Genomic DNA, 23993 nt, shown 5'->3' with positions numbered 1-23993 from the left:
TACTCACGCTTCGTTACATATGAATTTTCAAAAATGAAGCTGCAATGACGGATACCCATCGACAGAACGAATCGGTGATGTAGACTTCGCCGTCCGGATCGAATCCTGAGGTTCAGCCCTACCGAGGAGGTTTCGAATGACAATTCAGGCACATCTTGTTGAATTGGAACGGAAGCACAAACTTCTCGAAAACGAATTGCACGAAGCTCTCGTGCACCTTTCAACAGACGACCTGCAAATTGTTGAGTTGAAGCGCCGAAAGTTGATGGTCAAGGACCAGATCGAGCGTCTGAAGCACTCTGGCGACACGCTCCACTAGTACCCCCGTAACAGCGTAGAGTTGACCCTAACCCTTTCACGCAGGGATGAGAGTCTTTGTGCTCGTCCCTGCTGCAAGGGTATGCCCGCGCAGAGCTAATTTGCGCGGGGTAGATTCTTGGTGAACGCGTTTTCTAGATGCGACCCGACAATCTACGTCGCTCGAAAACGCTTCAAACCTTTGCGAGCTCGGCGACGTGATCGGCGATCGCGAGCGACGACGTCAGTCCCGGCGATTCGATACCGAACAAATTGATCAAGCCTGCAACGCCATGATCGCGCGGGCCCTGCATCAGAAAATCCTGCGTGGCCACTGCCGGCGGCACGATCTTCGGACGGATGCCCGAATAGCTCGGCATCAACGCGCCGTCAGGCAGCGTCGGCCAGTATTTGCGGATCGCCGGGTAGAAGCGCTCGGCGCGTGATGGATCGACCTCGTAATCGATCGTCTCGATCCACTCGACGTCGGGGCCGAAGCGGGCCTGCCCTGCCATGTCCAGCGTCAGATGCACCCCCAGCCCGCCGGGCTCCGGCACCGGATAGATCAGGCGCGAGAACGGCGCCCTGGCATTGCAGCTGAAATAGTTTCCCTTGGCGAGATAGGCCGGCGGAATGCGATCCAGCGGCATGCCCTCGATGTTGCGCGCCAGATGCGTTGCCGCGAGCCCCGCGGCGTTGACGAGGAGGCTGCATTGCAGCGTCATCGGCGCCTCGCCGCCAGCCTCGATCTCGATAATCCCGGCTTCCGCCTTGGCGCGCACCAGCGGCGTGTGGAAAGCGAACGCCGCGCCTGCCTCTTCGGCTTCGCCGCGCAGCGAAAGCATGTAGGCGTGGCTGTCGATGATCCCGGTCGACGGCGACAGCAGCGCGGCATCGCAGGCAAGCGCCGGCTCCAGCGCGCGTGCGGCCTCGCCCGGAAGCAGCCGCATGTCGAGCACACCGTTGGCCTCGGCATGCGCCTTGATCGATTGCAGCTTCTCGGTCTCCTTCGCGCTGGTCGCGACGATGAGCTTGCCGCAATTCTTGTGCGGGATGCCGCGCTCGATGCAGTAGCGATAGAGCGCGTGCTTGCCGTCGACGCACATGCGCGCCATCCAGCTGCCGGCGCGGTAGTAGATGCCGGCATGGATCACCTCGCTGTTGCGCGAGGAGGTGATGGTGCCGATGGCCTCGGCTTCCTCGAGCACGATGACCTCGCGCCCGGCCTGCGCGAGCTTTCGAGCCACCGCGAGCCCGACCACGCCGGCTCCGATGACGACGCAGTCGACCCTATCCATGGTTGTGCAGGACGTCCGCTGGAAGCGCCGGTGGCGGCGGGGCGGGAAGCGCGGTTGCGCGGGCTTTTTCCATTAAGAAAACATTTATCATGTCAGGGCAATTGCCGTATTTCGCGTCACATTTTTCCGTTGCACATACAGGCGTTTACCCGATCCAAACCCCTGAAGCCAGACAATCCGACGTTGAAATCGCGGGTGGCTGATGGCTGAGAAGAACTGGCACGTGGGCAGCACGCTTCCGATTGCTGTGCAGGCCGTGCTGTGCCTGGCCGGCGCGGTCGCGCCTGCGCGCGCCTTTGCGCTGTCGGACGGCCTGCCCGCGCCTGGCGATCTCGCCAAGCTCGCACCCAACGTGATCTGGGAAGTCCTGATCGCGGGCATCGTCGTCTGCTCGTTCCTCGCCGCGCTCGCGCTGTGGATCCATTCCTCGCTGCGCCGGACCCGGCGTCTGCAGTTGCGGCGCAACGCCTTCGTCTCCTCCGCCATGAACAATCTCAACCAGGGCGTGGTGATGACGGATGCGCAGCGGCGCGTCATCTTCTGCAACGACCGCTATCTCGAGATCTACGGTCTGGCGCGGTCCGATATCCGGCCGAACATGAACGGCCACGACCTCCTCGAGCTGCGCCGCAGGCGCGGCGTGCTGGATGGCGCGACCGACGACGAGTTCTACGAGAAGGCGGCAAGCATCAACGGCTTGATCACCGAACTGCCGGAAGGTCGGGCCATCCTAGTGAAGTTCTTTGTGCTGCCGAATGGCGGCTCGGTGGCGACACATCTCGACGTCAGCGAACAGCGCAGGCTGTCGCAACAGCTCGCCTCCACCAAGCAGTTCCTGGAGACGGTGCTGGACAACGTGCCGGCCTGTGTGGCCGCAAAGAACATCGAGGACGGCCGCTACATCTTCGCCAATACGGCCTATGAGCGCTTCTGGGGCTTCTCGCGGGACCATGTCGTCGGCAAGAATGCGCGCGAGCTGTTCGCGCCGGTGTCGGCGGCGACCATCGAGACGGCCGACCGTGCGGCGCTCGATTCGCCGGACGGCCAGTTCCGCAACGAATTCGAGGTCGAGCGCGGCGGGGAGCGACGCATGGTCGCCTCGATCCGGATCGCGGTCCGCAATGAAGGCAACAGGCCCGGATTCCTGCTGCTGGTGTTCGAGGACATCACCGACCGTCGCTCGCTGTCGCAGGAGCTGGAGAGCACCAAGAAGTTCCTCGAGCTCGTGGTCGACAACATCCCGGTGGCGCTGATCGTGGAGCAGGTCAGGGACGGCAGCTATCTGCTGGCCAACCGCAGCGCCGAGACGATCCTCAACCGCAGGCGCGAGGAAGCCACGGGCCTGACCGCCGCCGATATCTTCAATCCCAAGGAAGCCAAGCTGATCATCGCCCGCGACGAGGCCGCGATCAAGAAGCGCGGGATGATCACCGAGGAGCATCCGATCTCCACCAAGGACGGCCTGCGCCTGTTCCTGACCCGTCGCGCCACCGTGCTGAGCGATGCCGGCGAGCCGCAATATCTGATCAAGACCCACGAGGACGTCACCGATCGCCGGCAGACCGAGTCGCGCATGGCGCACATGGCCTATCACGACGGCCTCACCGACCTGCCGAACCGCGCTGCCTTCCTCCAGGCGCTGACCCAGATGATCGAGGCCTGCGAGGGCACCGGCGAGGAGTTCGCCGTCCTCTGCGTCGATCTCGACGGCCTCAAGGAGGTCAACGACGTCTTCGGTCATGCGCTCGGCGACAAGCTCCTGATCGAGGTGGCCCAGCGGCTCCAGGACTCCGCGCGCGGCGGCGTCGTGGCGCGCCTGTCCGGCGACGAGTTCGGCCTGATCATCGATGGCAAGCAGCCTGAGGCGGGTCTGGCGCTGGCGCAGCAGATCGGTGAAGCCGTTGCCCGGGAATTCCAGATCGATGGCCGGCCGGTCCGCGCCGGTATCACCACCGGCATGTCGGTGTTCCCGCACAATGGCACGGATGGCGCCTCGCTGCTCGCCAATGCCGGTGCGGCGCTGTTCCGCGCCAAGCAGAAGTCACGCGGCACGATCAGCCTCTACCAGCCGGAGATGGACCAGCAGATCCGCGATCGCCGCGTGCTGCACCAGGACCTCTCGATGGCGATCAAGAACGGCGAGCTCTCGCTCGCCTTCCAGCCCCAAGGCGCCGCCGGCCACAGCGTCGCCGAGAGCGAGATCATCGGCTTCGAGGCATTGGCGCGCTGGCAGCATCCGGTGCGCGGCCAGGTCTCGCCGGCCGAATTCATCCCGATCGCGGAAGAGAGCGGCTTGATCGTCGAGATGGGCGAGTGGATCCTGCGCGAGGCCTGCCGCGAGGCGGCGTCCTGGCCAAACCCGCTGCAGGTCGCGGTCAATCTGTCGCCGGCGCAGTTCATGCACGGCGACGTGGTCGGGCTGGTCCATTCGATCCTGATCGAGACCGGCCTTGCGCCCGGCCGGCTCGAGCTGGAAATCACCGAGGGCGTGCTGATCGAGGACTTCGACCGCGGCCTTGCGCTGCTGCGCCGGCTGAAGGCGCTCGGCGTGCGCATCTCCATGGACGATTTCGGCAGCGGCTATTCCTCGCTGAGCTATCTCCAGGCGTTCCCGTTCGACAAGATCAAGATCGACCGCGCCTTCATCATCAATCTCGGCCGCAACCCGCAATCGGCGGCGATCGTGCGCGCGGTGATCGATCTCGGCCACGGCCTCGAAATGTCGATCGTCGCCGAGGGTGTCGAGACGATCGACCAGCTCGCCTTCCTCGCCAAGGAAGGCTGCGACGGCGTGCAGGGTTATCTGCTCGGCAAGCCCTTGCCGATCGGAAAATATGCCGGCCTCGTCGGACGCGCTGAAGTCATGGAGCTTGCGCTCAAGACCGGCTAGTGATGACGGGGCGCTTCGCTCCTTCTCGACGGCTTCATGGCGGATTACGACCTTGCGATCATCGGCGGCGGCCTGAACGGTGTCAGCCTCGCGCGCGATGCGGCCGGCCGTGACTTGCGGGTCATCCTGTTCGAGCAGAGCGACCTCGGCGGCGCGGCGTCGTCCGCGACACCGCGGCTGATCCACGGCGATCTCTCGGTTCTGGAACGACGCGGCTTCTGGCGGGTGCGCCGGGCGCTGGCGGAGCGCCGGACCTGGCTTAGGATCGCCCCGCATCTGGTCCGGCCGATGCAGTTCGTGATCCCCGCCCATTCCGAGGAACGTCCGCCATGGCTGCTGCGCGCAGGCCTGTTTCTTTATGATAACCTCTCCAGCCGGAGCGGCCTGCCCGTGGCGACGACGCTCGACATCACGCATCATCCGGTCGGCAACGCGCTGAAGCGCCCGTTCGGCACGGCGTTCGCTTATTCGGACTGCGTCGTCGATGATTCCCGCCTGGTGGTGCTCACGGCGCTCGATGCCGCCGAACGTGGCGCCGTGATCCGGACCGGGGCGCGCTGCGTCCGCGCCGATCGAACCGACACCTGGCGGCTTGCGGTGGTCGATCGCGGCCACCGCCGCACGATCACGGCCCGGGCCCTCGCCAACGCCACGGGGGCCTGGACGCCAATGGTCGCGGAGACCGTGCTGCGGCATCAGCAAGCCCCAATGGCAGCGACGCAGATGAGCCAGATCATCGTGCCGCGGCTGTACGACAGCGATAATGTCTACGTCTTCCAGAACAACGACGGGCGCCTGATCTTTGCCCGGCCCTTCGAACGCGACTTCACCCTGGTCGGCACGGTCACGCATGATTTCACCGGCGATCCCGCGATCGTGGCGATGCGTGGGGCCGACGTCAGCTATCTCTGCGAAGCGGCCAGCCGCTATTTCCGCGAACGCGTCACGCCAACCGACGTGGTCCGGACGGTCTCCGGCGTCAACCTGACGTTGGCGTCCGCACGGCGACGTGACGGCACGACCCTGTTCCATGCGCGCCGACGCAAGGCGCCGCTGATCACGATGTTCGGCGGCGACGTCACCACCTCGCGTCTGCGCGCGGAGCGGGCGGTGACGCGGCTGACACCGTTCTATCCGATGTCGCCGCCCTGGACCGCCGGCGCAGCGCTGCCGGGCGGCGATTTTGCCTGGGATCGTTTCGACACGGAGGTGGACCTCGCCCGCGACCGCTGGCGGTTCCTCGGGGAGACGCAGGCCCAGCGCCTCGTCGCCGCCTATGGCTCGCGATTGGGGGCAGTGCTGGGTGGAGCGAAGACCAGAGACGATCTTGGTCCCGCCTTCGGTCCCGAACTGACCGCCGCCGAGGTGCGCTATCTCATGAGCCATGAATGGGCGCGCTTCCCCGACGACATCCTCTGGCGCCGTTCCAAGCTCGGCCTGACCATGCCCGCGGCAGATCGTGATGCGCTGGCCGCGTTCATGTCGGGTGTGAACGAGCAGCTTGGAACCGGTTGAGCAAAGGGCGATCGGCCGCTAGCGTGCGGCGGATTCGGGGTTGGCAGGGACCATGACGGACGAATTGCCCAGAGCAGACGCCGCGGCCGACGCGGTCCGCGGAGATCAATATCCGGCGGGGCAGCCGCTCTTGCGCATCGAGGGCGTCGCCAAGACGTTCGGGACCTTCCGTGCGGTGGACGGCGTGTCGCTCGACATCAAGGCCGGGGAGTTCTTCGCGCTGCTTGGGCCCAGCGGCTGCGGCAAGACCACGCTGCTGCGCATGCTCGCCGGCTTCGAGGCGCCGGACGAGGGGCGCATCCTGCTCGGCGGCAAGGACATCGCGCAGGCGCTGCCGCATGAGCGGCCAATCAACATGATGTTCCAGAACTACGCGCTGTTTCCGCATCTGTCGGTGCGCGACAACATCGCCTTCGGCCTGAAGCGCGCCGGCATGGCGCGGCCCGACATTGCCATGCGTGTTGCGGAGATGGTTGCTCTGGTGAAGCTCGAAGGAATGGAGAAGCGCAAGCCCGACCAGCTCTCCGGCGGCCAGCGCCAGCGCGTGGCACTGGCGCGGGCGTTGGCGCGCCGTCCGCAGCTCCTGCTGCTCGACGAGCCGCTCGCAGCGCTGGACAAGAAATTGCGCGAGGGCACGCAAGCCGAGCTGATGGAGCTGCAGCGCCGGCTCGGCATGACCTTCATCATCGTCACCCACGACCAGGAGGAGGCGATGACGATGGCGAGCCGGATCGGCGTGATGAAGGCCGGCAAACTGGCGCAGGTCGCCGCTCCGCGCGAGCTCTATGAGGCGCCGCGGTCGCGCTGGATCGCCGAGTTCGTCGGCGACGTCAATCTGTTCGACGGCGAATTCAAGCTGCGCGATGGCCATCGTCTGGTGATTGCGACGCGTGAAGCGGGCACGCTGGTGGCGGCGGAGCCGCGCGAGCCGGTGGGCGAGACGACATTGTCGGTCGCGATCCGGCCCGAGAAGGTCAAGCTCTCGCGCCGCGGGCCGGTGTCCGAGGCCGGCCGTGAAGCGGCGATCAACACTCTGGAGGGCGTGATCGCCGACATCTGCTATCTCGGCGGCACCACCACCTACAAGGTGAAGCTCGATGCCGGCGGAACGGTGCAAGCTGCAGTCGTCAACAGCGCGCGCCTCGAGACCGATGCCTACAGCGTGAACCAGAACGTCGTCGCGTGGTTCACGCCCGACGACTGCGTGGTGTTGCCGCCATGAGCTCCCGTCGTATCTTCGCGCGACCGGCGCGCTTTGCCGCGATCGCGCCTTACGTCTGGATGGTGCTGTTCTTCCTGGTGCCGTTCGCCTTCGTGCTGAAGATCAGCCTGTCGCAGACGGCGATCGCGCAGCCGCCTTACGAGCCGATCTTCGAGCTGACGGCGGGATGGGACGCGCTGAAGACGGCCTTTGCTGCGTTGTCGATCGACAATTTCAGGCTGCTGATCTCCGACGACCTTTATGTATTCGCTTATTTGCGCAGCCTCACCGTCGCCGTCACGGCGACTGCGCTCCTGCTGCTGATCGGCTACCCCATCGCCTATGGCATGGCGCGGCTGCCGAAGCGCTGGCAGGCGGTGGCGATGGTGCTGGTGATCGTGCCGTTCTGGACCTCGTTTCTGATCCGCATCTATGCCTGGATCAACATCCTCCAGCACGACGGCCTGCTCAACAAGATCCTGCTGGCGCTGCATCTGGTCAGCCAGCCCGTGGTGTGGCTCTCCACCGACAGCGCGATGTATATCGGCATCGTCTATTCCTATCTGCCGTTCATGATCCTGCCGCTCTACGCCACGCTCGCCAAGATGGAGCCGGCGCTGGAGGAGGCGGCCGGTGACCTCGGCGCGCCGCCCTGGCAGGTGTTCTGGCTCGTCACCTTTCCGCTGTCGCTGCCCGGCGTCGGCGCCGGCGTATTGCTGTGCTTCATCCCGATCGTCGGCGAATTCGTCATTCCGGATCTTCTGGCCGGCTCCAATTCCCTGATGATCGGCCAGACCCTCTGGCTCGAATTCTTCACCAACAAGGACTGGCCGGTCGCGTCTGCGGCGGCCATCGTGCTGCTCGTGGTGCTGCTGGTGCCCCTGCTGTTGTACGAGCGGCTGCAGAAGCGGCAGCTGGAACAGGGGCGCTGAGACGATGCGCAAGCTCTCACGTCTCTCGCGCTTCAACATTGCCTCGCTCGCGCTGGGGCTGGCGTTCCTCTACCTGCCGATCCTAATCCTCGTCATCTACTCCTTCAACGCCTCGCGCCTGGTGACGGTGTGGGGCGGCTGGTCGCTGCGCTGGTATCACGAGTTCTTCAATGACCGCGCCATGATCGAGGCGGCCTGGATGAGCCTGCGGGTCGCGGTCGCGTCCGCGACCATCGCCACGCTGCTCGGCACGCTCGCCGCGGTCGCATTGTCGCGCGGCGAACGCTTTCGCGGCCGCACGCTGTTCTCCGGCATGCTCTATGCGCCGCTGGTGATGCCGGAGGTGATCGCCGGATTGTCGCTGCTGCTGCTGTTCGTAGCGCTGAACGCCGAGCGCGGCTTCTGGACCGTGACGATTGCCCATACCACGCTGACGATGTGCTTCGTCGCCGTGGTCGTGCAGTCCCGCCTCGGCTCGCTCGATCGCTCGCTGGAGGAGGCCGCGATGGACCTCGGCTGCGACCCCGTCCGCGCGTTCGTGGCTGTGACGCTGCCGCTGATCGCGCCGGCCATCGTCGCCGGCTGGATGCTGGCCTTCACGCTGTCGCTGGACGATCTCGTGATCGCCAGCTTCACCACCGGCCCCGGCTCGGCGACGCTGCCGATCCGGATCTACTCCGAGGTGCGGCTCGGCGTGAAGCCCGAGATCAACGCGATCTGCACGCTGGTGATCGCGCTGATTGCGGTGGTGATCGTGATTGCTTCGCTGGCTTCGAAGCTGTCGAGCTCGCAGGGCGAGAGCGCAGCACCGCTGTGAGAGGAGAGGCGACAATGACGATGGCCTACCAGGTCCTGATCCACACACCGCTCTGGGTCTTTGCACTGCTCGCCTATCTGGTGTGGCAGGGCATCAAGGCGATGCAGCCGCGCCGATCGCCGCTCTGGCGTGCGCTGATCGTGCCGATCGTGTTCATCGTCTGGGGCGTTTCGCGGATCGGCTTTGGACACCAGGACAGCGCGTGGCCGCTGGCAGCCTGGATGGCCGCCGCACTGGCGCTGCTGCCGCTCGGCGTGCTGACGCCGCGCCCTTTCGACGTCGATCACAAGACAGGTGAGATCATCCGCCTCGGCAGCGCGTTCGCGCTGATCCGCAACCTGGTCGTGTTCTCTCTGCAATACGCCGCTGGCGTGATCGCGGCTATCGATGCGGGCGACCGTGCTGTGGCCATCATCGTCGGCCGCGCCATCTCGGGCGCGACCGCTGGCTATTTCATCGGCTCGATGATCGCGCTCCTGCTCGCCTATCGCAGGAAGCGCACAGCCGATGCCTACGACTTCACCGCGCCCGCCGTGAGCCCGCCCACCATGTAGCGGCGGAAGGCGTAGTAGACCGCGGCCGGCGGCAGCGCGTAGATGAAACCGGTCGTCATCAGCAGCTCCCAGGGCGAATCGTCGGCGGCGAGGAAGTTGCCGAGTGCGACGGGCAGCGTGATCTCTCGGTCGTTGGAGAGCAGCAGGAACGCGTACAGATATTCGTTCCAGGCCAGCAGCACCGCATAGGTGCCGATCGCGACCAGCGATGGCATCATCAGCGGCAAATAGACCAGGCGGAAGATCTGGAGCGTTGTCGCGCCGTCCATCACGGCGGCCTCGTCCAGCTCGACCGGCAGCTTGTCGGAGGCCTGCTTGAGCACCCAGATCGCATAGGGGCTGGCGATCGTCACCATGGCCAGGATCAGCGACCAGTGATTGTTGAGCAGGCCGTAATTGCCCATTGTGCGGTACATCGGCACGGCGAGGAACGCCGCGGGGATGAAATAGGTGAAGAGCGCGAGGTTCAGCACGGCGCGTCCGCCCGGCACCTTCAATCGCGAGATCGCGAACGCCGCGGAGGTCGCGATGAACAGCGTCAGCACGCCGACGGAGACGGCGATCACCGTCGAATTCCAGAACTGGATGTAGAAGTCGCGCAGGAAATAATGCTGCTGCTTGAACACGATCTCGAAGTTGTGCAGCGTCGGATGATCCGGCCACAGCTTGCCCGAGAACGCGTCTTCCTTCGGGGAGATCGCGAACAGGAACATGTGATAGATCGGGATCATCGTCCACAGGAAGACGGGGATGCCGATCAGCAGCAGCCGCGCTTCGGTGCCGACTTCGCGCAGGGAGGGGAGCTTCATCGCGACAACCGTTTCATCATGAAGTACACGAGCGGCAGGACGAACGGCATCGCGCAGACGATGGACGCCATGGCCAGCGAGAGCTGGTCGAGCCGGAGATAGCGGATGCCGAGCGTCGCGAGCACGTGCGTGAGGTCGGCAGGTCCCCCGCCGGTGAGCAGATAGACGCTGTTGAAATCGCCGAGCGTCCAGATCATCGAGAGCAGGGTGCAGGTGACGTAGAGCGTCTGCATCGACGGCCAGGTGATGAAGCGGAATTTCTGCCACCAGCTCGCACCATCCACCTCGGCGGCCTCGAACAGGTCGTGCGAGATCGCAAGACGGCCGGTGATCAGGATCAGCGTCCAGAACGGCAGCGACTTCCAGATGTGCACGCCGATCGCCATGCTCAGCGCCACGGTCGGATCGTTCAGCCAGTTCGGGCCGTCATCGCCGGTGAAGGAGAAGATCAGGTGGTTGATCACGCCCCATTCGGGATTGAGCATGAAGCGCACCGACAGGATGGTCGGGATCGACGGCACCGCCCAGGGCAGGATGAAGATCACCGACAGCCATTTGATCCAGGTGCGCTGCATGGCGAAGAAGCCGGACAGGAACAGCGCGATCATCATCTTGATGTTGATGCCGATGACCAGGAAGATCAGCGTGTTGATCGCGGCGCGCGCGAAGATCGGGTCGTGATAGAGCGCGACGTAGTTTTCCGGCGCGCGGGCCAGCCACAGTCCATAGCAGACGGGATAGACGACGAAGGCGAGGAAAACGAGCAAATAGGGTGCGAGCAGCACAATGCCCCAGGCCTGCGCCGTGGTCAGCCGCGAGGACAGTGGCGGGCCGGGAAGTGCCTGATCGCCTGAAAGCGTGATCGCCATTCTTTTCGGACTCTTCAAAGAGAAGCCGGCCGCGAAACGCGGCCGGTGTTGTTCTTACACCTCTCCCCGCGAGGCGGGGAGAGGGAGCGGATGACTTAACCCGCGACCTGCTTGATGCGGGCGATCAGTTCGTCGACGGCCTTGTCGACCGGAACCTTCTCGCTGACGACGCGATTCATCGCCTTCGCCCACACGTTCTCGTTGTTGAGGATCGTGAACTTCCAGTTCTTGGTGAAGTCGAACGCGGCGGTGCCGCCCTTGAACTGCGTGTAGACGGCCTTGCGGTGCTTGTCAGCCTGCCAGAACGGGCTCTCCTGGCTTTCCTTCGTCACCGGGAACCAGCGGCCGAGCGCACCCTCGATGTAGGGACGGATGTTCTCTTCCTGGAGCAGGAAGCTGATGAACTGCTTGCCCTCGGCCTTGTTCTTGGCCGCGGTGAAGATCAGCCCGGTCTTGACGTCGGAGCGGTAGCGGATGGTCGAACCATCGGGGGCCTTCGGGAAGGACGCCGTGACGATGTCCTGCTCATAGGCCTTCTTGCCGGCGTCGCGCTGCTCCTGGGTGAGGGCCTGGTTCTGCGAGTCTTCGAACCACTTCGCCGCAATCGAGATCGTGAAGTTGTGGGTCATCACGATGGTCTTGTTGTGGAAGGCGACGTTGTTGTCCGGGTCCTTCCAGGTCGTGGAAGAGGGCGGCGAGCAGCCCTTGATATAGGTGTCGGTATAGTCCTTCAGGGCGTGGATCAGGTTCTCACGAACCTTGGGATCGTCGACCGTGAGCTTGCCGTCGTCGTCGACCAGCTTGACGTGGTAGGCGTCCATGAAGGTGTAGAACGACTGGAAGGCGTCGGTGGATTCAACGCCCATCGGCTGGCCGACACCGTAGATGCGCTGGCCACTGGCTTTACGGATGGCCGGCTGCACCTTGTCGCACCAGAACGTCCAGTAGCCGGCCCAGTCGTTGGGAATATCGGCAAGCTTGAAGCCGGCCTTCTCCAGCATGTCGTTCCAGATCTCGACATGCATGCTCTGCTGCTTCAGCGGGAAGCCGTAATAGGCCTTCTTCTTCGCGACGTCGTTGTAGAGGATCGACGCATCGAGCGTGTTCTGCACGAACCGGCCCTTGATCGGATCCATGATGTCCGTGAGGTCCTCGAGCTTGCCCTCATAGGCCCACTTGCCCTGCGCCTGCACGTCATAAGAGTCGGAATAGGCGACATCGGGCACGGTGCCGGCATCGAGCGCGGCGACCGTCTTCGGAATCATGTCCTGGATCGCGTACTGCGACAATTCGACCTTGATGCCGGTCTTGGCTTCAAACTTCTTGATCGTCTCGATCAGCGCGTCGTCTTCGGAGCGATAGAAGCCCTTGCCCCACCAGACCGTAATCGTCTTCTGCTGCGCAAAGGCGGGTGCAGTGGCGGCGAAAAGCCCAGCCGCAGCGACCGCCAATGATACTGCGCCAATAACCTTGGATCTCACGTTTTTCTCCCTCAAACGGCCGGTGTTTTTAACCGGTCGTATAAAACACTAGCGCATGGCGGGAGTCCGATCTAGCGCCATCTTGTCAGACGAAGGTCGCGAAATGTCGGACCAATCGCGATGTTTGATGCGCGCATCGATCCAATCGCCGCATCAATTCGCCCTGATCAATTCGCGCCGCTCGGCGGACGCGATCCTCAGGTCGAACCCTCACTTCGTAATCTCAGTTCGATTTGGCGCCTTCTTTGGCATTCTCAGCCGTCGGCGATCCATCCTGTGCGGGGCGCTTTCCGCCACCGGTAATGCGTTGCTTCAGGAGATCGAGGAAGGGAGACGCCGCAGGCGACTGTCGGATCAGGCTTTCGGGATCGGGGAAGATCAAGGGATCATCCCACGGACCCTGCACCATGAAGGGCAATTGAAAGCCGGATGTCGTGTTGAGGCTCGCCACGCCCTTCATGTCGTATTCGCGCGTCGGCACGGAGGCGGTGCCGGTCAGCGTGATCTTCGCGGCCGGTCCTTCGATGCGGATGTCCTCGGCGGTGGCGATCCCGTCGGAGAATTTCACCGCGATGGTGAGGCTGTCATAGGGCGTCGAGCCGTTGCGGAAATTGCCGCCGCCCGACAGCGGCCGTCGCTCCAGGCGCTTGAGCAACTGCTCGACATTGAAGCCCGAGATCGCGCCGTTATGTCCGGTGACCGTGGCGCTGCCGTCGAGCGACTGCACGAGGCCGAACGGGCTCGAGCCGGAGGCGAACAGGGAGACGCCGATGTTGCCGCGGCCGGACAGCTTGTTGAGGCCGAACAGTTCGGAGGCGCAGGCCTGCAGGTCGACGTCGGTGAACTGGAATTGCGCCTTGATGTCGGCGACGTTGTCGGCGCGTGTGATGCCGAACGAGCCCTTGGCGATGCCGCCATAGATCTGGGCCTCGCCCACCGAGAGCGCCAGCGCGCCGTTGCGCAAATTCGCGCCGATCGCCGTGCGGCCGAGCTTGGAGGGTCCGACCGTCAGCTTTGCTGCCGACAGTCGCATGTCGAGATCGGTGGTCGACAATCCGTTGAGATCGAACAGCTGCCTGTTCCAGTCGCGCGCTCCGCTCGTGAGCAGGCGGAAGGTCGAGATATAGGGCGTGAAGTCGAGTGCGTCGGCGGCGAGGGTTGCTTGCAGCGTCTGCCGGCCGTTATTGGCGTAAGTCATCACGCCCTCGGCGGTGTTGCCGTCGAGCTCGACATTGACGTTGGTGAGCGCGATCGAGGGGCCCACGACGTTGGCACGCGCCTTCAGCGCGAAGCGGCCGAAGCCGCCGCTGGCGGGCTGCGGCTGACCGGTCCAGCGCAGCGCGTTGCGCAGGGACGGGCTGTCGATGGTGAGCGTGCCTTCCATCATCGGGCTGGTGCGGTTGGCGACGCTGCCGTCGAAGGCGAGCTTGAGCGGTGCGCTCGCGATCCGCGCCTTCAACCCCGAGCGCTCGCCGGAGAGGGCGGCGAGGAAATCGGAAAAGCTGATCGTGCCGTCGACGCGCTCGCCGCGCCAGTCGAACTGCCCGGTCGCGGCGAAGGAGCGCGAGATCGAGGGCCAGGCCAGCGACAGGTCGATATCCTCGAATTTCTCGGTGCCGCGCGTGGCAGCGTCCTCGTAATTGAGCACGCCGTCCTGGATCCTGATCTCGGAGAACGAGACCTGGTTGTCGGCGCCGGGCTTCATGGTCCGTGCAATGGTCTGGATGAAGGGCGTCCAGTTGCTCTCGCCGTCCGGCTTCAGGCTGACATGGATGCGCGGCCGCAGCAGCGTCAGGTCGGCGATCTCGAAGCGTTGCAGCAGCAGCGGCAGCAGCCGCAGGTTAGCGGTGAGCACGTCGACATGGAGCGCGGGATCGTTGGCGCCGCCGCCCTTGAGACCGACGTCGTGGAAGGAGATGTAGCTCGCCGGCAGCACCGAGATGTCGATCGCGCCCGCGACACTGAGCTCGAGCCCGGTCACGTCGCGGATCTGCGCTTCCACCGCCCTGCGCAGCGCGTCACGGTTGATGAGCCAGGAGGTCGCGATCAGGGCGATCAGCGCCACGCCGAGCAGCGCCGCGATCGGCGTCCCGAGGCGCTTCATTCCTTGGGCCATGGTCAATGGCATGTCCTGATCGGGTTGGTCGTTGGAGCCAGAAGGGCGGGTCGGGAAACCTGCGCGCCCACGCCCAACCCCCGCAACTTGATGGGTTTTCTTGTCGCTTTCAAGGCCGCGGACGATTCTGCCCACGGCGTGGGCAGCTTCTATCACCCGGGGGCGGAACGGAGAACCCCGTATCATTGACGGCTTTGGAGGATTTCGCCTAATAATCGCCGCCAACAAGGCGCGACGCCCGCAAGCCGAAGGTTCAGTCGAAGGTCATTTGCATGAACAAGGTCTATCCCGACGCCAAGTCGGCTCTCGACGGCATTCTGAAAGACAACATGATGATCATGTCGGGCGGCTTCGGCCTCTGCGGCATCGCCGAGGAGCTGTCGGACGCGATCCGCGAGTCCGGCGTCAAGGGTCTGACGGTGGTCTCCAACAATGCCGGCGTCGACGGCATCGGGCTCAGCCGGCTGCTCGAAACCCGGCAGATCAAGAAGATGATCTCGTCCTATGTCGGCGAGAACAAGCTGTTCGCCCAGCAATTCCTCGCCGGCGAGCTGGAACTCGAATTCAATCCGCAGGGCACGCTGGCCGAGCGCATCCGCGCCGGCGGCGCCGGCATCCCGGCCTTCTACACCAAGACCGGCGTCGGCACGCTGATCGCCGAAGGCAAGGAAGTGAAGGAGTTCGATGGCGAGAAATATCTGATGGAGCGCGGCCTGTTCGCCGACCTCGCCATCGTGCATGCCTGGAAGGGCGACACCGCCGGCAACCTCATCTACCGCAAGACCGCGCGCAACTTTAACCCGATGATGGCGACCGCCGCCAAGGTCACGGTGGCCGAGGTCGAGCATCTGGTTCCGGCCGGCGAACTCAATCCCGACCACATCCACACGCCCGGCATCTTCGTGAAGCGCATCGTCGAGGTCGGCACGGCCAAGAAGCGCATCGAATTCCGCAACACCCGCCCGCGCACGAGCGCATGATCCGGAAAAGTGGACACCGGTTTTCCGATCAGATCATGCGCCACTAAAGAATCGACTGGAGCTCAACAATGGCCTGGACCCGTGAACAGATGGCCGCGCGCGCCGCGAAGGAATTGCGCGACGGCTATTACGTCAATCTCGGCATCGGCATCCCGACGCTGGTCTCGAATTACATCCCCGACGGCATCGACGTCAGCCTTCAGAGCGAGAACGGCATGCTCGGCATGGGCCCGTTCCCATATGAAGACGAGGTGGACGCGGACCTGATCAACGCCGGCAAGCAGACCGTGAGCGAGCTGCCCTCGACGTCCTATTTCTCGAGCGCCGATTCCTTCGGCATGATCCGCGGCGGCCACATGGATCTGTCGATCCTCGGCGCCATGCAGGTGGCCCAGAACGGCGATCTCGCCAACTGGATGATCCCCGGCAAGATGGTCAAGGGCATGGGCGGCGCGATGGACCTCGTCGCGGGCGTCAAGCGTGTCGTCGTGGTGATGGAGCATTCGGCCAAGGACGGTCCGAAGCTGCTGAAGCAGTGCAACCTGCCGCTGACCGGTGAGCGCGTCGTCGACATGGTCGTCACCGATCTCGCCGTCTTCACCATCGACAAGCACGGCAACGGCGGCATGGCCCTGATCGAACTCGCCGACGGCGTCTCGCTCGACGAGGTCAAGGCCAAGACCGACGCCGAATTCCGCGTCGCGCTGAAGAACACGTAAGCGAGACACGCTGGGGCGCACACCACGATACGGTCTGTGCGTCCTCACGATCTTGGCTGAGCGCCGCTATTCCTCGTGAAGACGGACAATGGTGGCCGCTCGATCAAGCACGAATGTCTCTGAAGTACGGGATCGCGCGATCAGTCGCGCGATGCGAACTCGATCGGTCGAGGCGCCATGGATGTGCGGATGAAGTGCCCCTGTCTTCAAGCGGGGCCGCTCGGCACCTCGGAGAATCGGGTCAGCCAGGCGACCGGGCCGATGCTGGCGGCGATGATCAGGAGTGCCGCGAGCGCGCCGTCCTCGAAATTGCCGCGGCTTGCGAACTGGTAGATCGACGTCGACAGTGTTTCGACATTCAGGGGACGCAGGAGCAGCGTTGCCGGGAGTTCCTTCAGGCAGTCGACGAACATGATGATGACGGCGCCAAGCATCGCGGGCCGGAGCAACGGCAGATAGATCTGCCGCAACATGACTGCCTGGCCAGCGCCGACCGTGCGTGCACTCTCGTCATAGTCGTGCGGGATGCTGTCGAACCCGGCCTTGATCATGCCGATGGGCACGGCAAGAAAACGGATCGTATAGGCGATGACGACGGCCATCCCGGAGCCGACCAGGATCAGCCCGGGCAGCGAATGTCCGGTCCAGGCGGCGACCACGCTCATCGCGTTATCGACCGCCAGAACCGGGGTCAGCAGGCCGAGGGCAATCACGAGACCCGGCAGCGCGTATCCGGTCTGCGCGATGCTCATCGCCAGATATTGCAGAGGATCGGGCCGAAAGCGGTGCGCGATCGTCGTGGCGAGCGCAAGCATCAGCGCCAAGAGCGTCGCGAGCGCTGCAAAGGCAAACGAATGGAAGGTGTGGCGCCACAGCAGCGGGTCGAAATTTGCAAGCAGTCCGCGACCGAGAGCCTGATGCGCCAGATAGCACAGCGGCACGACGAAGCCGATCAGCACAGGCAGCACGCAGACCGCGATCGCGATCCACGCTCTTGCGCCTGAGAGCGGCGTCCGCTGCCTCACATGCGGGCTTTCGGCCGAGAATTCGATGTTGGCATTGCGACGGCCGTAACGCTCCATCGCGATCAGGCCGGCGACGATCGCAAGCATCAGGCATGCGAGTTGCGCCGCACCGGCAAGGCTGCCGCGGTTGAGCCAGGTGGTGAAGATCGAGACCGTCAGCGTGCGGATGCCGAGATACTCGCTGGCGCCGATGTCGTTGAGCGTTTCCAGCGCGACCAGCGCCACGCCGACCGCAAGCGCCGGCCGCGCCATCGGCAGTGAAACGCGCCAGAAAACGGTCCATCGGCCGGCGCCCAGCGTCTTGGCCGCCTCGGCGAATTCGGCAGACTGAACCTGGAACGTCGCGCGCGCCGACAGATAGACGTAAGGGTAGAGCACCAGCCCGATCACGAAGATGGCGCCCGGCAGCGAGCGCAGGTTGGGGAGATGGCCGAGGGCATCGCGCAGCGGCAGCCAGATCGCCAAAGTGCGATGCACCAGGCCGAGCGGTTCGAACAGGTCGGCATAAACGTAAGCCGCAAGATAGGTCGGAATCGCCAGCGGCAACGGCATCAGCCACAAGAGCATGCCCCGGCCGGGAAAATCGTGGCGCGACATCACCCACGCGGTGCCGGCGCCGGTCAGAAGTGTGAGAGCGCCGACTCCGACGAGCAGCAGCGCAGTATCCAGGAGGGCGGCCGGCAGCACGTAGTTGATCAGATCGTGCCACACATCGGGCGCCGGCTGCAAAGCCAGCGAAACGATCGAGATCACCGGCGCCGCGACCAGGATCGCGGTTGCGATCGCGATGGCTGTTGCGGCGCGCCCGGCGTGGGCACGGCCTCTCAAGCGAGGCCGTGCGCCCTTAGCTTCTGACAATTTGAGAGACGACGGCCGCCAGAGATCAGTTGTCAAAGCCGACCTTGTCCACCAGCGAGGCCGCAGCCTTGCGGTTGGCGGCGATCTTTGCGATCGGCGACGGATCTGGGCCGAGTTTGCCATAGCCCGCGATGGTGGAGTTGATGGCGACCCCGGACCGAACCGGATATTCGTAATTCTGGTCGGCGTACATCTGCTGCGCCTGCTCGCTGACGAGCCACTCGATCAGCTTGATGCCGTTGGCCTTGTTGGGGGCGTGCTTGGCCAGCAGCACGCCGGAGAGGTTGACGTGGGTGCCGCCGCCTTCGAAGGTCGGCAGGATGACGCGGGTCGCCTCCGCCCACGGTTTCTTCTCGGGATCGTTGTTCATCATCAGCGCCCAGTAATAGGTGTTGCCGATGCCGATGTCGCACTTGCCGGCCGCAACGTCACGCGCGGCTTCGCGATCGCCGCCCGATGGCTTCTGCGCGAGATTGGCCTTCACGCCGCGCAGCCATTCCTCGGCCTTTGCCTCGCCGTACTTGGCGGCATAGGCCGCGAACAGCGCGTTGTTGTAGATGTGTTGGCCCGAGCGAATGCAGATCTTGCCTTTCCACTTGGGATCGGCAAGCTCCTCATAGGTGATCTTGTCCTGCTTGACGCGATCCTTTGAGGCATAGATCACGCGCGCGCGCATGGAGATGCCGGCCCAGTGTCCGTCCGGATCGCGATACTGCGCCGGCACGACCTTGTCGACCGCCTCCGACTTGATCGGCTGGGTCACGCCCGCCTGCACGGCCTCATCGATGCGGCCGATGTCCACTGTCAGCAGCACATCGGCCGGGCTGTTGGCGCCTTCCGCCTTCATGCGCTGCTCCAGACCGGAGCTTGCGGACACGACATTGACCTTGATGCCAGTATCCTTGCTGAAGGCGTCGAACAGCGGCTGGATCAGCTTGGTCTCGCGATACGTATAGACGTTGACCTCGCCATTGGCGGCTGCGCTCGATACGAAGGACGAGGTCAGGCTCAGCACCGCCGCTGACGCGGCGAGGACGCGAAGATTGATCATGAGGGCTGCTCCCAGGCGCGCGATTGAAAGTTCGATTGAGTAGCGCAGCCGCTGCGGCGAAGTCAGCGACGCGATGTCGCGAGGGACATGACTTAGAGGGATTCCAAATACAATTTAGATTCATTCTAAGTAGCGCACCGAGACGTCCATGGGAAAATGATGCGTGCCGCTATGATCTTACCGGCCACGTCTTACTCCGGCGCTGCGACACGCTGACCAACCACGACGTCTCCTCCCGCACCAGGCGGAAGCCGAGATTGGCGGGCGGCACGCCTTGCGCGCAGCCGCCGGCGCGGGCGTGGCGGATGAAATCGGTGACATAGGCACGGTGAACGCCTTCCGCGACGCGCACGCCGCAATTCACGGTGGGGCGGATCGCATTGCCGCTCTCGTCGACCCGCGAGCGGACGAAGCAGGTCGATGTCCATTCCCAGACATTGCCGGAGACGTCCTCGAGGCCGTGCTCGTTCAGGCCGAATTTGCCGAACGGATAAACGGTCGTGTCGGAGGAGCCGCGCTCGGACTCGCGCTCGTAACGGCTGATCCAGCGCTTCGAAGGATCGCGTGAGTCGACCGGCGCGCCGTCATCCTTGAAGCGGCTGCCGGCGGCAAATGCCCATTCCTCGTCGCTCGGCAGACGATAATGCCTGCCGGTCTTGCGCGACAGCCAGCCCGCATAGGCTTCGGCGTCGTACCAGCTCACCTGCACCGCAGGGCGATCCGGCGCGACGGCGACGTCGCGGCCCAGCGCGCGGCATGCGCCATCCTGCACGCAGAGCTGGAAGTCGGCCGAGGAAACCTGGTCACGCATGATGCGGAGCGGCCTGTTGAAGCGAATCATTCGCAGCGGTGCTTCGGCCTGCTGTCCGGCGCGCGTGAAATCGCCGGCCTCGCGATAGAGGAAGCTGCCCGCGGCGATCTCGACGATCGCCGGCTCGCCACCTGCCGTGTGCGTCGCTATCTCGGAGACGAGCGGCGCGACCGCCAGCGGTCCCGCGAGTCCGGCCGCGCAGGCCAGCGCCAATTTCAGCTTGAACGCGATCAGCATGATGATCCCCCGAAAGAAAAAGGGGCCGGTTGTTCCCGGCCCCTTCTGGTTCGTCAGTTGATCTTGCGACCGGTCTGAAGGGCGCCTTGTGTCCGCGGCGGGATTTCCGCCGGCGCCTTCACCTGGGTCATCAGGTCATCGTCCCAGTTGCCTTCCACCTTGAAGTGCGCGGTGGCGCCGAGGTTTGCGGCTTCGATCAGGTTATGCGTGACATAGGCGTAGATGCCGGGCTGCAGGAACTTGTACAGCGCCGCTCCCGCAGAACCGCCGCGGATGAACCAGGTCTCGAGATCCGTCTCAGGCGCGTTGGAGAACTTGCCGGTCTCCCAGACATAGTCGCCGTGGCCGCCGATCAGATGCGGACGGCTGTCGCGGTTGGCCTGCGAATGCACGATCAGCACGTTCTCGCCGACCTTCGCCGTCAGCGCGTTCTTGCCGGTCAGCGCGCCGACCTTGCCGTTGAACACGACGTGCGTGGGAATCAGCTTCTTCATCACCTCTTCGGTCTCGGTGAAGGCTTCGCCCGGCGAATCGTAGGATTTGAAGTTGCCCTTCTCGTCGCGCGGCACATACATGTCCTGCTCGCCGACATAGTAGACCTTGTCGTATTTCAGCGCGTGGCCCTTGCCGTCGTTGAGGCCCTCGCGCGGCAGCACCATCACCGCGCCGTTCATGCCGGAGACGACGTGCCAGGGGATCATCGGACCGCCCGGGGCGCAGTGATACACGAAAACGCCGGTCCGCGTTGCCTTCCAGCGCAGCACGACCTGCTCGCCGGGATTGACCAGGGTCAGCTCGCCGCCACCGAGCGCACCGGTCGCGGAGTGGAAGTCGATATTGTGCGGCATGGTGTTGGTCGATGGATTGACCAGCGTCACTTCGACATAGTCGCCTTCATGGACGACCATCATCGGGCCCGGCATCGAACCGTTGAAGGTCATGGCCTGGAACGTGGTGCCCTTGTCGTCGATGACGACCTTCTTCTCTTCGATGTTGAGCTTGAACTCGACGATCTTGGGGCCTTGTGTCGTGGCCTGTTCGTGCGCATGCACGAAGGGCGGTGCGACCAGTTCGACCTTCTGCCGCGGCAGCTTGAGATCGCTGGCAGCGAAGGCGGGTGTCGCGAGCATCAGAGCTGTCGCGGCGGCGCTGATCAGTGCGGCTCTGCGGGTGAACATCGGAAGCATCCTTCATCTGAAGTGATTTTGATGACGGATGCAGTCTGCGCCGATCACGGCAAGATGATTTGCGCTGCAACAACCTTCTGCCGGATTTGCCTCCGGTGAATTCCTTAAGGGGGCGCCCGGGGCGACGTCGACGATGAGAACAGCCGATGTCGCGGCATCAGGCGCGCAAGCGGCAAATCGTTCGCATGTTGAATTGCATTCGGCCGCCAACCCAGGCTCGATCAGAGCAGGCGTATTGCCATCCAGACTGTGCCCCAGACCGCGAGCGACAGCGCGGCAAACACGCTGGCCATGATGGCCAGGACGCGCATCAGATAATTTGCGCCGGTTGCGGGCGCCGCAGGAACAGGACGGAAATCGTCGAAGCGCGGGATGTGGCCGCGGATGCCGGCAAGCCAGAGAACGAGATCGAGCGCGTACGACGCCATGGCCTATCTCCAGATAACGATGATCAAACGCCATCGTTAGCCAAATCCGGCGATCGGACTTTGAGCGAGCGCAAGGTCGCTCGTCCGGGAACGGGTAATCTAATGCCATCCGGGATTTGCCGCGACGCGCGGCACCGATCTACGAATGGGTAAGACATGAGAGTCGATCTTGCGGCGCGCTACGGCGAAGAGAGATTGCCGCGGTATACGAGCTATCCGACCGCCCCCCACTTTTCGCCCGCGATCGGTGGAGACACCTATGCGGGCTGGCTCGCCGAACTCCCGGCAGGCGCCAGCGCGTCGCTCTATCTGCATGTGCCGTTCTGCCGCGAGATGTGCTGGTATTGCGGCTGCCATACCCAGATCGTCCGCCGCGACGACCTGATCGCGGCCTATCAGCGGACGTTGCGCAGCGAGATCGAGCAGGTGGCCGACACCATCGGCCGCCGCATCAAGGTCGAGCACATTCACTTCGGCGGCGGCACGCCGACGATCATGGCGCCGGAAGCTCTCGTCGAGTTGATGGCCGTGATGCGTCGCGCATTCTTCGTGTTGCCGACGGCGGAAATCGCGGTCGAGATCGATCCACGGACGCTGACCGCCGACATGGTGGAGGCAATGCGCCTTTCCGGCGTCAATCGCGCGAGCCTCGGGGTTCAGAGCTTCGATCCCGTCGTGCAACGCGCGATCAACCGCGTGCAGAGTTTCGAGCAGACGGCGTCCGTCGTCGACATGCTCCGGCGTGCCGATATCGCGGGAGTCAATTTCGACCTGATCTACGGGCTGCCGCATCAGACCGTCGCCTCGTGCCTGGACACGGTCCGGCGCGCGCTCGCGCTCGCGCCCGACCGCTTCTCGGTGTTTGGCTATGCCCATGTGCCTGATTTCAAGAAGCACCAGCGCATGATCAACGAGGCCGTCCTGCCCGACGGTCCTGCGCGTCACGACCAGGGTTGCGCGATCGCGAATGCGCTGAAAGAGGCCGGCTACGTGCAGGTCGGGCTCGATCATTTCGCGCGACCCGCCGATTCGATGGCCGTGGCCTTTGAGGAGCGGACGCTGCGGCGCAATTTCCAGGGCTACACCACCGACAAGGGTGAGGTCCTGCTCGGTTTCGGCGCAAGCGCGATCGGACATTTGCCGCAGGGCTACGTCCAGAACGAGGTGCAGATCGGCGCCTACGCGCAGAGCATCGGTGCCGGGCGCCTCGCCACCGCGAAGGGCTATGGGCTGACTGACGACGACCGGTTGCGCGCCGACATCATCGAGCGCATCATGTGCGAGTTCGGCGCCGATGTCGGCGGCATCTGCGCCCGTCATGGCGCGGATCCCGAGGCGACGTTGAAATCGGCATCGCGTCTGAAGCCGCTGATCTCCGACGGTGTCGTCAGGCTGGAGGGCGACCGGCTCGCGGTCGCAAGGGATTCGCGCTTCCTGGTCCGCAGCGTCGCGGCGGCGTTCGACGCGCATCTGGATCCGGGCAAGCAGCTTCACAGCCGGGCGGTGTAGTCTCTCCGTCATTCCGGGCTCGCGCCACCCGAACTCGGGTTTACCCGAGTTCGGCAGATACGAAGATCCAAGTCGGCGAGCCGACTTGGATGGCGGCGCGCCCCGGAATGACGAGCTGAGGAACTGGCAACAGCTTGCGCCTCAACAAAGATCCTCCCAACCGCTCCGCTATCGTCGTTTCGGAACGGAGTTGTCCATGTCTTTCCGATCCGACGATCTGGTCGACGACATCATGCGCACCGCGCCGCACACGATCCGCGTGTTTCTCGCTTTCAGAATGGCGTGTGTCGGCTGTCCGATCGCGATGTTCCACACGGTAGACGACGCCTGCCGCGAGCATGGGGTCGACCGCGAGAAATTCCTCGCCGCGCTGTGCGACTGCGTGCCGGCGTGACGGGTTTCGGAATTC

Annotated in this window: 21 protein-coding genes; 11 read left to right on the top strand and 10 right to left on the bottom strand. The window is 64.2% G+C overall.

All coding sequences use genetic code 11. The annotated features are described in order from the left end of the window. Nucleotides 1–136: 136 nt before the first annotated feature. Nucleotides 137–319 (top strand): YdcH family protein, encoded by a 183-nt coding sequence (locus HAP40_RS32945; RefSeq protein WP_166813410.1) that lies wholly within the window; start codon nucleotides 137–139, stop codon nucleotides 317–319. 172 nt (nucleotides 320–491) lie between these two features. Here HAP40_RS32945 and HAP40_RS32940 read toward each other — a convergent pair whose 3' ends face one another. Next, on the bottom strand, nucleotides 492–1595 hold the full coding sequence (locus HAP40_RS32940; protein WP_166813412.1) for an NAD(P)/FAD-dependent oxidoreductase: 1104 nt from the start codon (nucleotides 1593–1595) through the stop codon (nucleotides 492–494). Between the two features lie 202 nt (nucleotides 1596–1797). Here HAP40_RS32940 and HAP40_RS32935 point away from each other — a divergent pair, with 202 nt between their 5' ends. Genes HAP40_RS32935 through HAP40_RS32910 form a run of 6 tightly spaced genes read left to right on the top strand, consistent with a single transcriptional unit; the run spans nucleotide 1798 to nucleotide 9504 of the window. Then, nucleotides 1798–4485 carry a sensor domain-containing protein gene (locus tag HAP40_RS32935; protein ID WP_166813414.1) on the top strand — a complete coding sequence of 896 codons (2688 nt, stop codon included), beginning with the start codon at nucleotides 1798–1800 and terminating at the stop codon, nucleotides 4483–4485. Nucleotides 4486–4521: 36 nt separating this feature from the next. After that, nucleotides 4522–6000, top strand: coding sequence for a glycerol-3-phosphate dehydrogenase (locus HAP40_RS32930; protein ID WP_166813416.1), 1479 nt, complete (start codon nucleotides 4522–4524; stop codon nucleotides 5998–6000). Nucleotides 6001–6052: 52 nt separating this feature from the next. Then, nucleotides 6053–7222, top strand: coding sequence for an ABC transporter ATP-binding protein (locus tag HAP40_RS32925; protein WP_166813418.1), 1170 nt, complete (start codon nucleotides 6053–6055; stop codon nucleotides 7220–7222). Continuing rightward, on the top strand, nucleotides 7219–8133 hold the full coding sequence (locus tag HAP40_RS32920) for an ABC transporter permease (protein WP_166813420.1): 915 nt from the start codon (nucleotides 7219–7221) through the stop codon (nucleotides 8131–8133). Before HAP40_RS32925 ends, HAP40_RS32920 begins: the two co-directional genes overlap by 4 nt. Nucleotides 8134–8137: 4 nt before the next feature. Continuing rightward, nucleotides 8138–8950: an ABC transporter permease gene (locus HAP40_RS32915; RefSeq protein WP_166813422.1), complete on the top strand. Its 813-nt coding sequence runs from the start codon at nucleotides 8138–8140 to the stop codon at nucleotides 8948–8950. A 14-nt stretch (nucleotides 8951–8964) separates the two neighbouring features. Next, on the top strand, nucleotides 8965–9504 hold the full coding sequence (locus tag HAP40_RS32910; protein WP_166813424.1) for a DUF6622 family protein: 540 nt from the start codon (nucleotides 8965–8967) through the stop codon (nucleotides 9502–9504). On the opposite strand, the gene HAP40_RS32905 is transcribed toward HAP40_RS32910, so the two are convergent. From HAP40_RS32905 to HAP40_RS32890, 4 genes are all read right to left on the bottom strand, one after another. Next, a complete protein-coding gene (locus HAP40_RS32905; RefSeq protein WP_166813426.1) occupies nucleotides 9462–10313 on the bottom strand; it encodes a carbohydrate ABC transporter permease in 852 nt (283 codons plus the stop codon). The two genes, HAP40_RS32910 and HAP40_RS32905, sit on opposite strands and share 43 nt — an antisense overlap. Next, nucleotides 10310–11182 carry a carbohydrate ABC transporter permease gene (locus HAP40_RS32900; RefSeq protein ID WP_166813428.1) on the bottom strand — a complete coding sequence of 291 codons (873 nt, stop codon included), beginning with the start codon at nucleotides 11180–11182 and terminating at the stop codon, nucleotides 10310–10312. Before HAP40_RS32900 ends, HAP40_RS32905 begins: the two co-directional genes overlap by 4 nt. 95 nt (nucleotides 11183–11277) lie before the next feature. Then, nucleotides 11278–12663: an ABC transporter substrate-binding protein gene (locus HAP40_RS32895; RefSeq protein WP_166813430.1), complete on the bottom strand. Its 1386-nt coding sequence runs from the start codon at nucleotides 12661–12663 to the stop codon at nucleotides 11278–11280. A gap of 223 nt (nucleotides 12664–12886) precedes the next feature. Beyond that, nucleotides 12887–14779, bottom strand: coding sequence for an AsmA family protein (locus tag HAP40_RS32890; protein ID WP_166819248.1), 1893 nt, complete (start codon nucleotides 14777–14779; stop codon nucleotides 12887–12889). Nucleotides 14780–15051: 272 nt separating this feature from the next. Here HAP40_RS32890 and HAP40_RS32885 point away from each other — a divergent pair, with 272 nt between their 5' ends. After that, nucleotides 15052–15759, top strand: a complete 708-nt coding sequence (locus HAP40_RS32885) for a CoA transferase subunit A (RefSeq protein WP_166813432.1) — start codon at nucleotides 15052–15054, stop codon at nucleotides 15757–15759. 68 nt (nucleotides 15760–15827) lie between these two features. Continuing rightward, complete coding sequence (locus tag HAP40_RS32880; RefSeq protein WP_166813434.1) at nucleotides 15828–16478, top strand: 3-oxoacid CoA-transferase subunit B; 651 nt, start codon at nucleotides 15828–15830, stop codon at nucleotides 16476–16478. A 206-nt stretch (nucleotides 16479–16684) separates the two neighbouring features. On the opposite strand, the gene HAP40_RS32875 is transcribed toward HAP40_RS32880, so the two are convergent. The 5 genes from HAP40_RS32875 to HAP40_RS32855 all read right to left on the bottom strand — a co-directional run bounded on the left by HAP40_RS32875 (nucleotide 16685) and on the right by HAP40_RS32855 (nucleotide 22075). Beyond that, nucleotides 16685–18331 carry an ABC transporter permease gene (locus tag HAP40_RS32875; protein ID WP_246741228.1) on the bottom strand — a complete coding sequence of 549 codons (1647 nt, stop codon included), beginning with the start codon at nucleotides 18329–18331 and terminating at the stop codon, nucleotides 16685–16687. Between the two features lie 55 nt (nucleotides 18332–18386). After that, complete coding sequence (locus HAP40_RS32870) at nucleotides 18387–19412, bottom strand: Fe(3+) ABC transporter substrate-binding protein (protein WP_166813438.1); 1026 nt, start codon at nucleotides 19410–19412, stop codon at nucleotides 18387–18389. A gap of 169 nt (nucleotides 19413–19581) precedes the next feature. After that, nucleotides 19582–20460 carry an SUMF1/EgtB/PvdO family nonheme iron enzyme gene (locus HAP40_RS32865; protein ID WP_166813440.1) on the bottom strand — a complete coding sequence of 293 codons (879 nt, stop codon included), beginning with the start codon at nucleotides 20458–20460 and terminating at the stop codon, nucleotides 19582–19584. A gap of 53 nt (nucleotides 20461–20513) precedes the next feature. Beyond that, nucleotides 20514–21638, bottom strand: coding sequence for a copper-containing nitrite reductase (gene nirK / locus HAP40_RS32860; RefSeq protein WP_166813442.1), 1125 nt, complete (start codon nucleotides 21636–21638; stop codon nucleotides 20514–20516). A gap of 230 nt (nucleotides 21639–21868) precedes the next feature. Continuing rightward, nucleotides 21869–22075, bottom strand: a complete 207-nt coding sequence (locus tag HAP40_RS32855) for a hypothetical protein (protein ID WP_166813444.1) — start codon at nucleotides 22073–22075, stop codon at nucleotides 21869–21871. Nucleotides 22076–22231: 156 nt separating this feature from the next. On the opposite strand from HAP40_RS32855, the gene hemN reads away from it, so the two are divergent. Together hemN and HAP40_RS32845 are read left to right on the top strand one after the other, a co-directional pair. Beyond that, complete coding sequence (hemN, locus tag HAP40_RS32850) at nucleotides 22232–23584, top strand: oxygen-independent coproporphyrinogen III oxidase (protein ID WP_166813446.1); 1353 nt, start codon at nucleotides 22232–22234, stop codon at nucleotides 23582–23584. A 196-nt stretch (nucleotides 23585–23780) separates the two neighbouring features. Then, nucleotides 23781–23978, top strand: a complete 198-nt coding sequence (locus tag HAP40_RS32845; protein WP_166813448.1) for a DUF1858 domain-containing protein — start codon at nucleotides 23781–23783, stop codon at nucleotides 23976–23978. The last annotated feature ends 15 nt before the right edge of the window (nucleotides 23979–23993 follow it).

This window comes from Bradyrhizobium sp. 1(2017), assembly GCF_011602485.2.
In the GTDB taxonomy this organism is placed as follows: Bacteria; Pseudomonadota; Alphaproteobacteria; order Rhizobiales; family Xanthobacteraceae; genus Bradyrhizobium.
This window is presented reverse-complemented; position numbering and strand designations above follow the sequence as displayed.

What these genes read in the sequence shown, in the direction of transcription:
- HAP40_RS32945 (WP_166813410.1), top strand. Translation starts at nt 137, where the DNA reads ATGACAATTCAGGCACATCTTGTTGAATTGGAACGGAAGCACAAACTT.
- HAP40_RS32940 (WP_166813412.1), bottom strand. Translation starts at nt 1,595, where the DNA reads ATGGATAGGGTCGACTGCGTCGTCATCGGAGCCGGCGTGGTCGGGCTC.
- HAP40_RS32935 (WP_166813414.1), top strand. Translation starts at nt 1,798, where the DNA reads ATGGCTGAGAAGAACTGGCACGTGGGCAGCACGCTTCCGATTGCTGTG.
- HAP40_RS32930 (WP_166813416.1), top strand. Translation starts at nt 4,522, where the DNA reads ATGGCGGATTACGACCTTGCGATCATCGGCGGCGGCCTGAACGGTGTC.
- HAP40_RS32925 (WP_166813418.1), top strand. Translation starts at nt 6,053, where the DNA reads ATGACGGACGAATTGCCCAGAGCAGACGCCGCGGCCGACGCGGTCCGC.
- HAP40_RS32920 (WP_166813420.1), top strand. Translation starts at nt 7,219, where the DNA reads ATGAGCTCCCGTCGTATCTTCGCGCGACCGGCGCGCTTTGCCGCGATC.
- HAP40_RS32915 (WP_166813422.1), top strand. Translation starts at nt 8,138, where the DNA reads ATGCGCAAGCTCTCACGTCTCTCGCGCTTCAACATTGCCTCGCTCGCG.
- HAP40_RS32910 (WP_166813424.1), top strand. Translation starts at nt 8,965, where the DNA reads ATGACGATGGCCTACCAGGTCCTGATCCACACACCGCTCTGGGTCTTT.
- HAP40_RS32905 (WP_166813426.1), bottom strand. Translation starts at nt 10,313, where the DNA reads ATGAAGCTCCCCTCCCTGCGCGAAGTCGGCACCGAAGCGCGGCTGCTG.
- HAP40_RS32900 (WP_166813428.1), bottom strand. Translation starts at nt 11,182, where the DNA reads ATGGCGATCACGCTTTCAGGCGATCAGGCACTTCCCGGCCCGCCACTG.
- HAP40_RS32890 (WP_166819248.1), bottom strand. Translation starts at nt 14,779, where the DNA reads ATGGCCCAAGGAATGAAGCGCCTCGGGACGCCGATCGCGGCGCTGCTC.
- HAP40_RS32885 (WP_166813432.1), top strand. Translation starts at nt 15,052, where the DNA reads ATGAACAAGGTCTATCCCGACGCCAAGTCGGCTCTCGACGGCATTCTG.
- HAP40_RS32880 (WP_166813434.1), top strand. Translation starts at nt 15,828, where the DNA reads ATGGCCTGGACCCGTGAACAGATGGCCGCGCGCGCCGCGAAGGAATTG.
- HAP40_RS32870 (WP_166813438.1), bottom strand. Translation starts at nt 19,412, where the DNA reads ATGATCAATCTTCGCGTCCTCGCCGCGTCAGCGGCGGTGCTGAGCCTG.
- HAP40_RS32865 (WP_166813440.1), bottom strand. Translation starts at nt 20,460, where the DNA reads ATGCTGATCGCGTTCAAGCTGAAATTGGCGCTGGCCTGCGCGGCCGGA.
- nirK (WP_166813442.1), bottom strand. Translation starts at nt 21,638, where the DNA reads ATGTTCACCCGCAGAGCCGCACTGATCAGCGCCGCCGCGACAGCTCTG.
- HAP40_RS32855 (WP_166813444.1), bottom strand. Translation starts at nt 22,075, where the DNA reads ATGGCGTCGTACGCGCTCGATCTCGTTCTCTGGCTTGCCGGCATCCGC.
- hemN (WP_166813446.1), top strand. Translation starts at nt 22,232, where the DNA reads ATGAGAGTCGATCTTGCGGCGCGCTACGGCGAAGAGAGATTGCCGCGG.
- HAP40_RS32845 (WP_166813448.1), top strand. Translation starts at nt 23,781, where the DNA reads ATGTCTTTCCGATCCGACGATCTGGTCGACGACATCATGCGCACCGCG.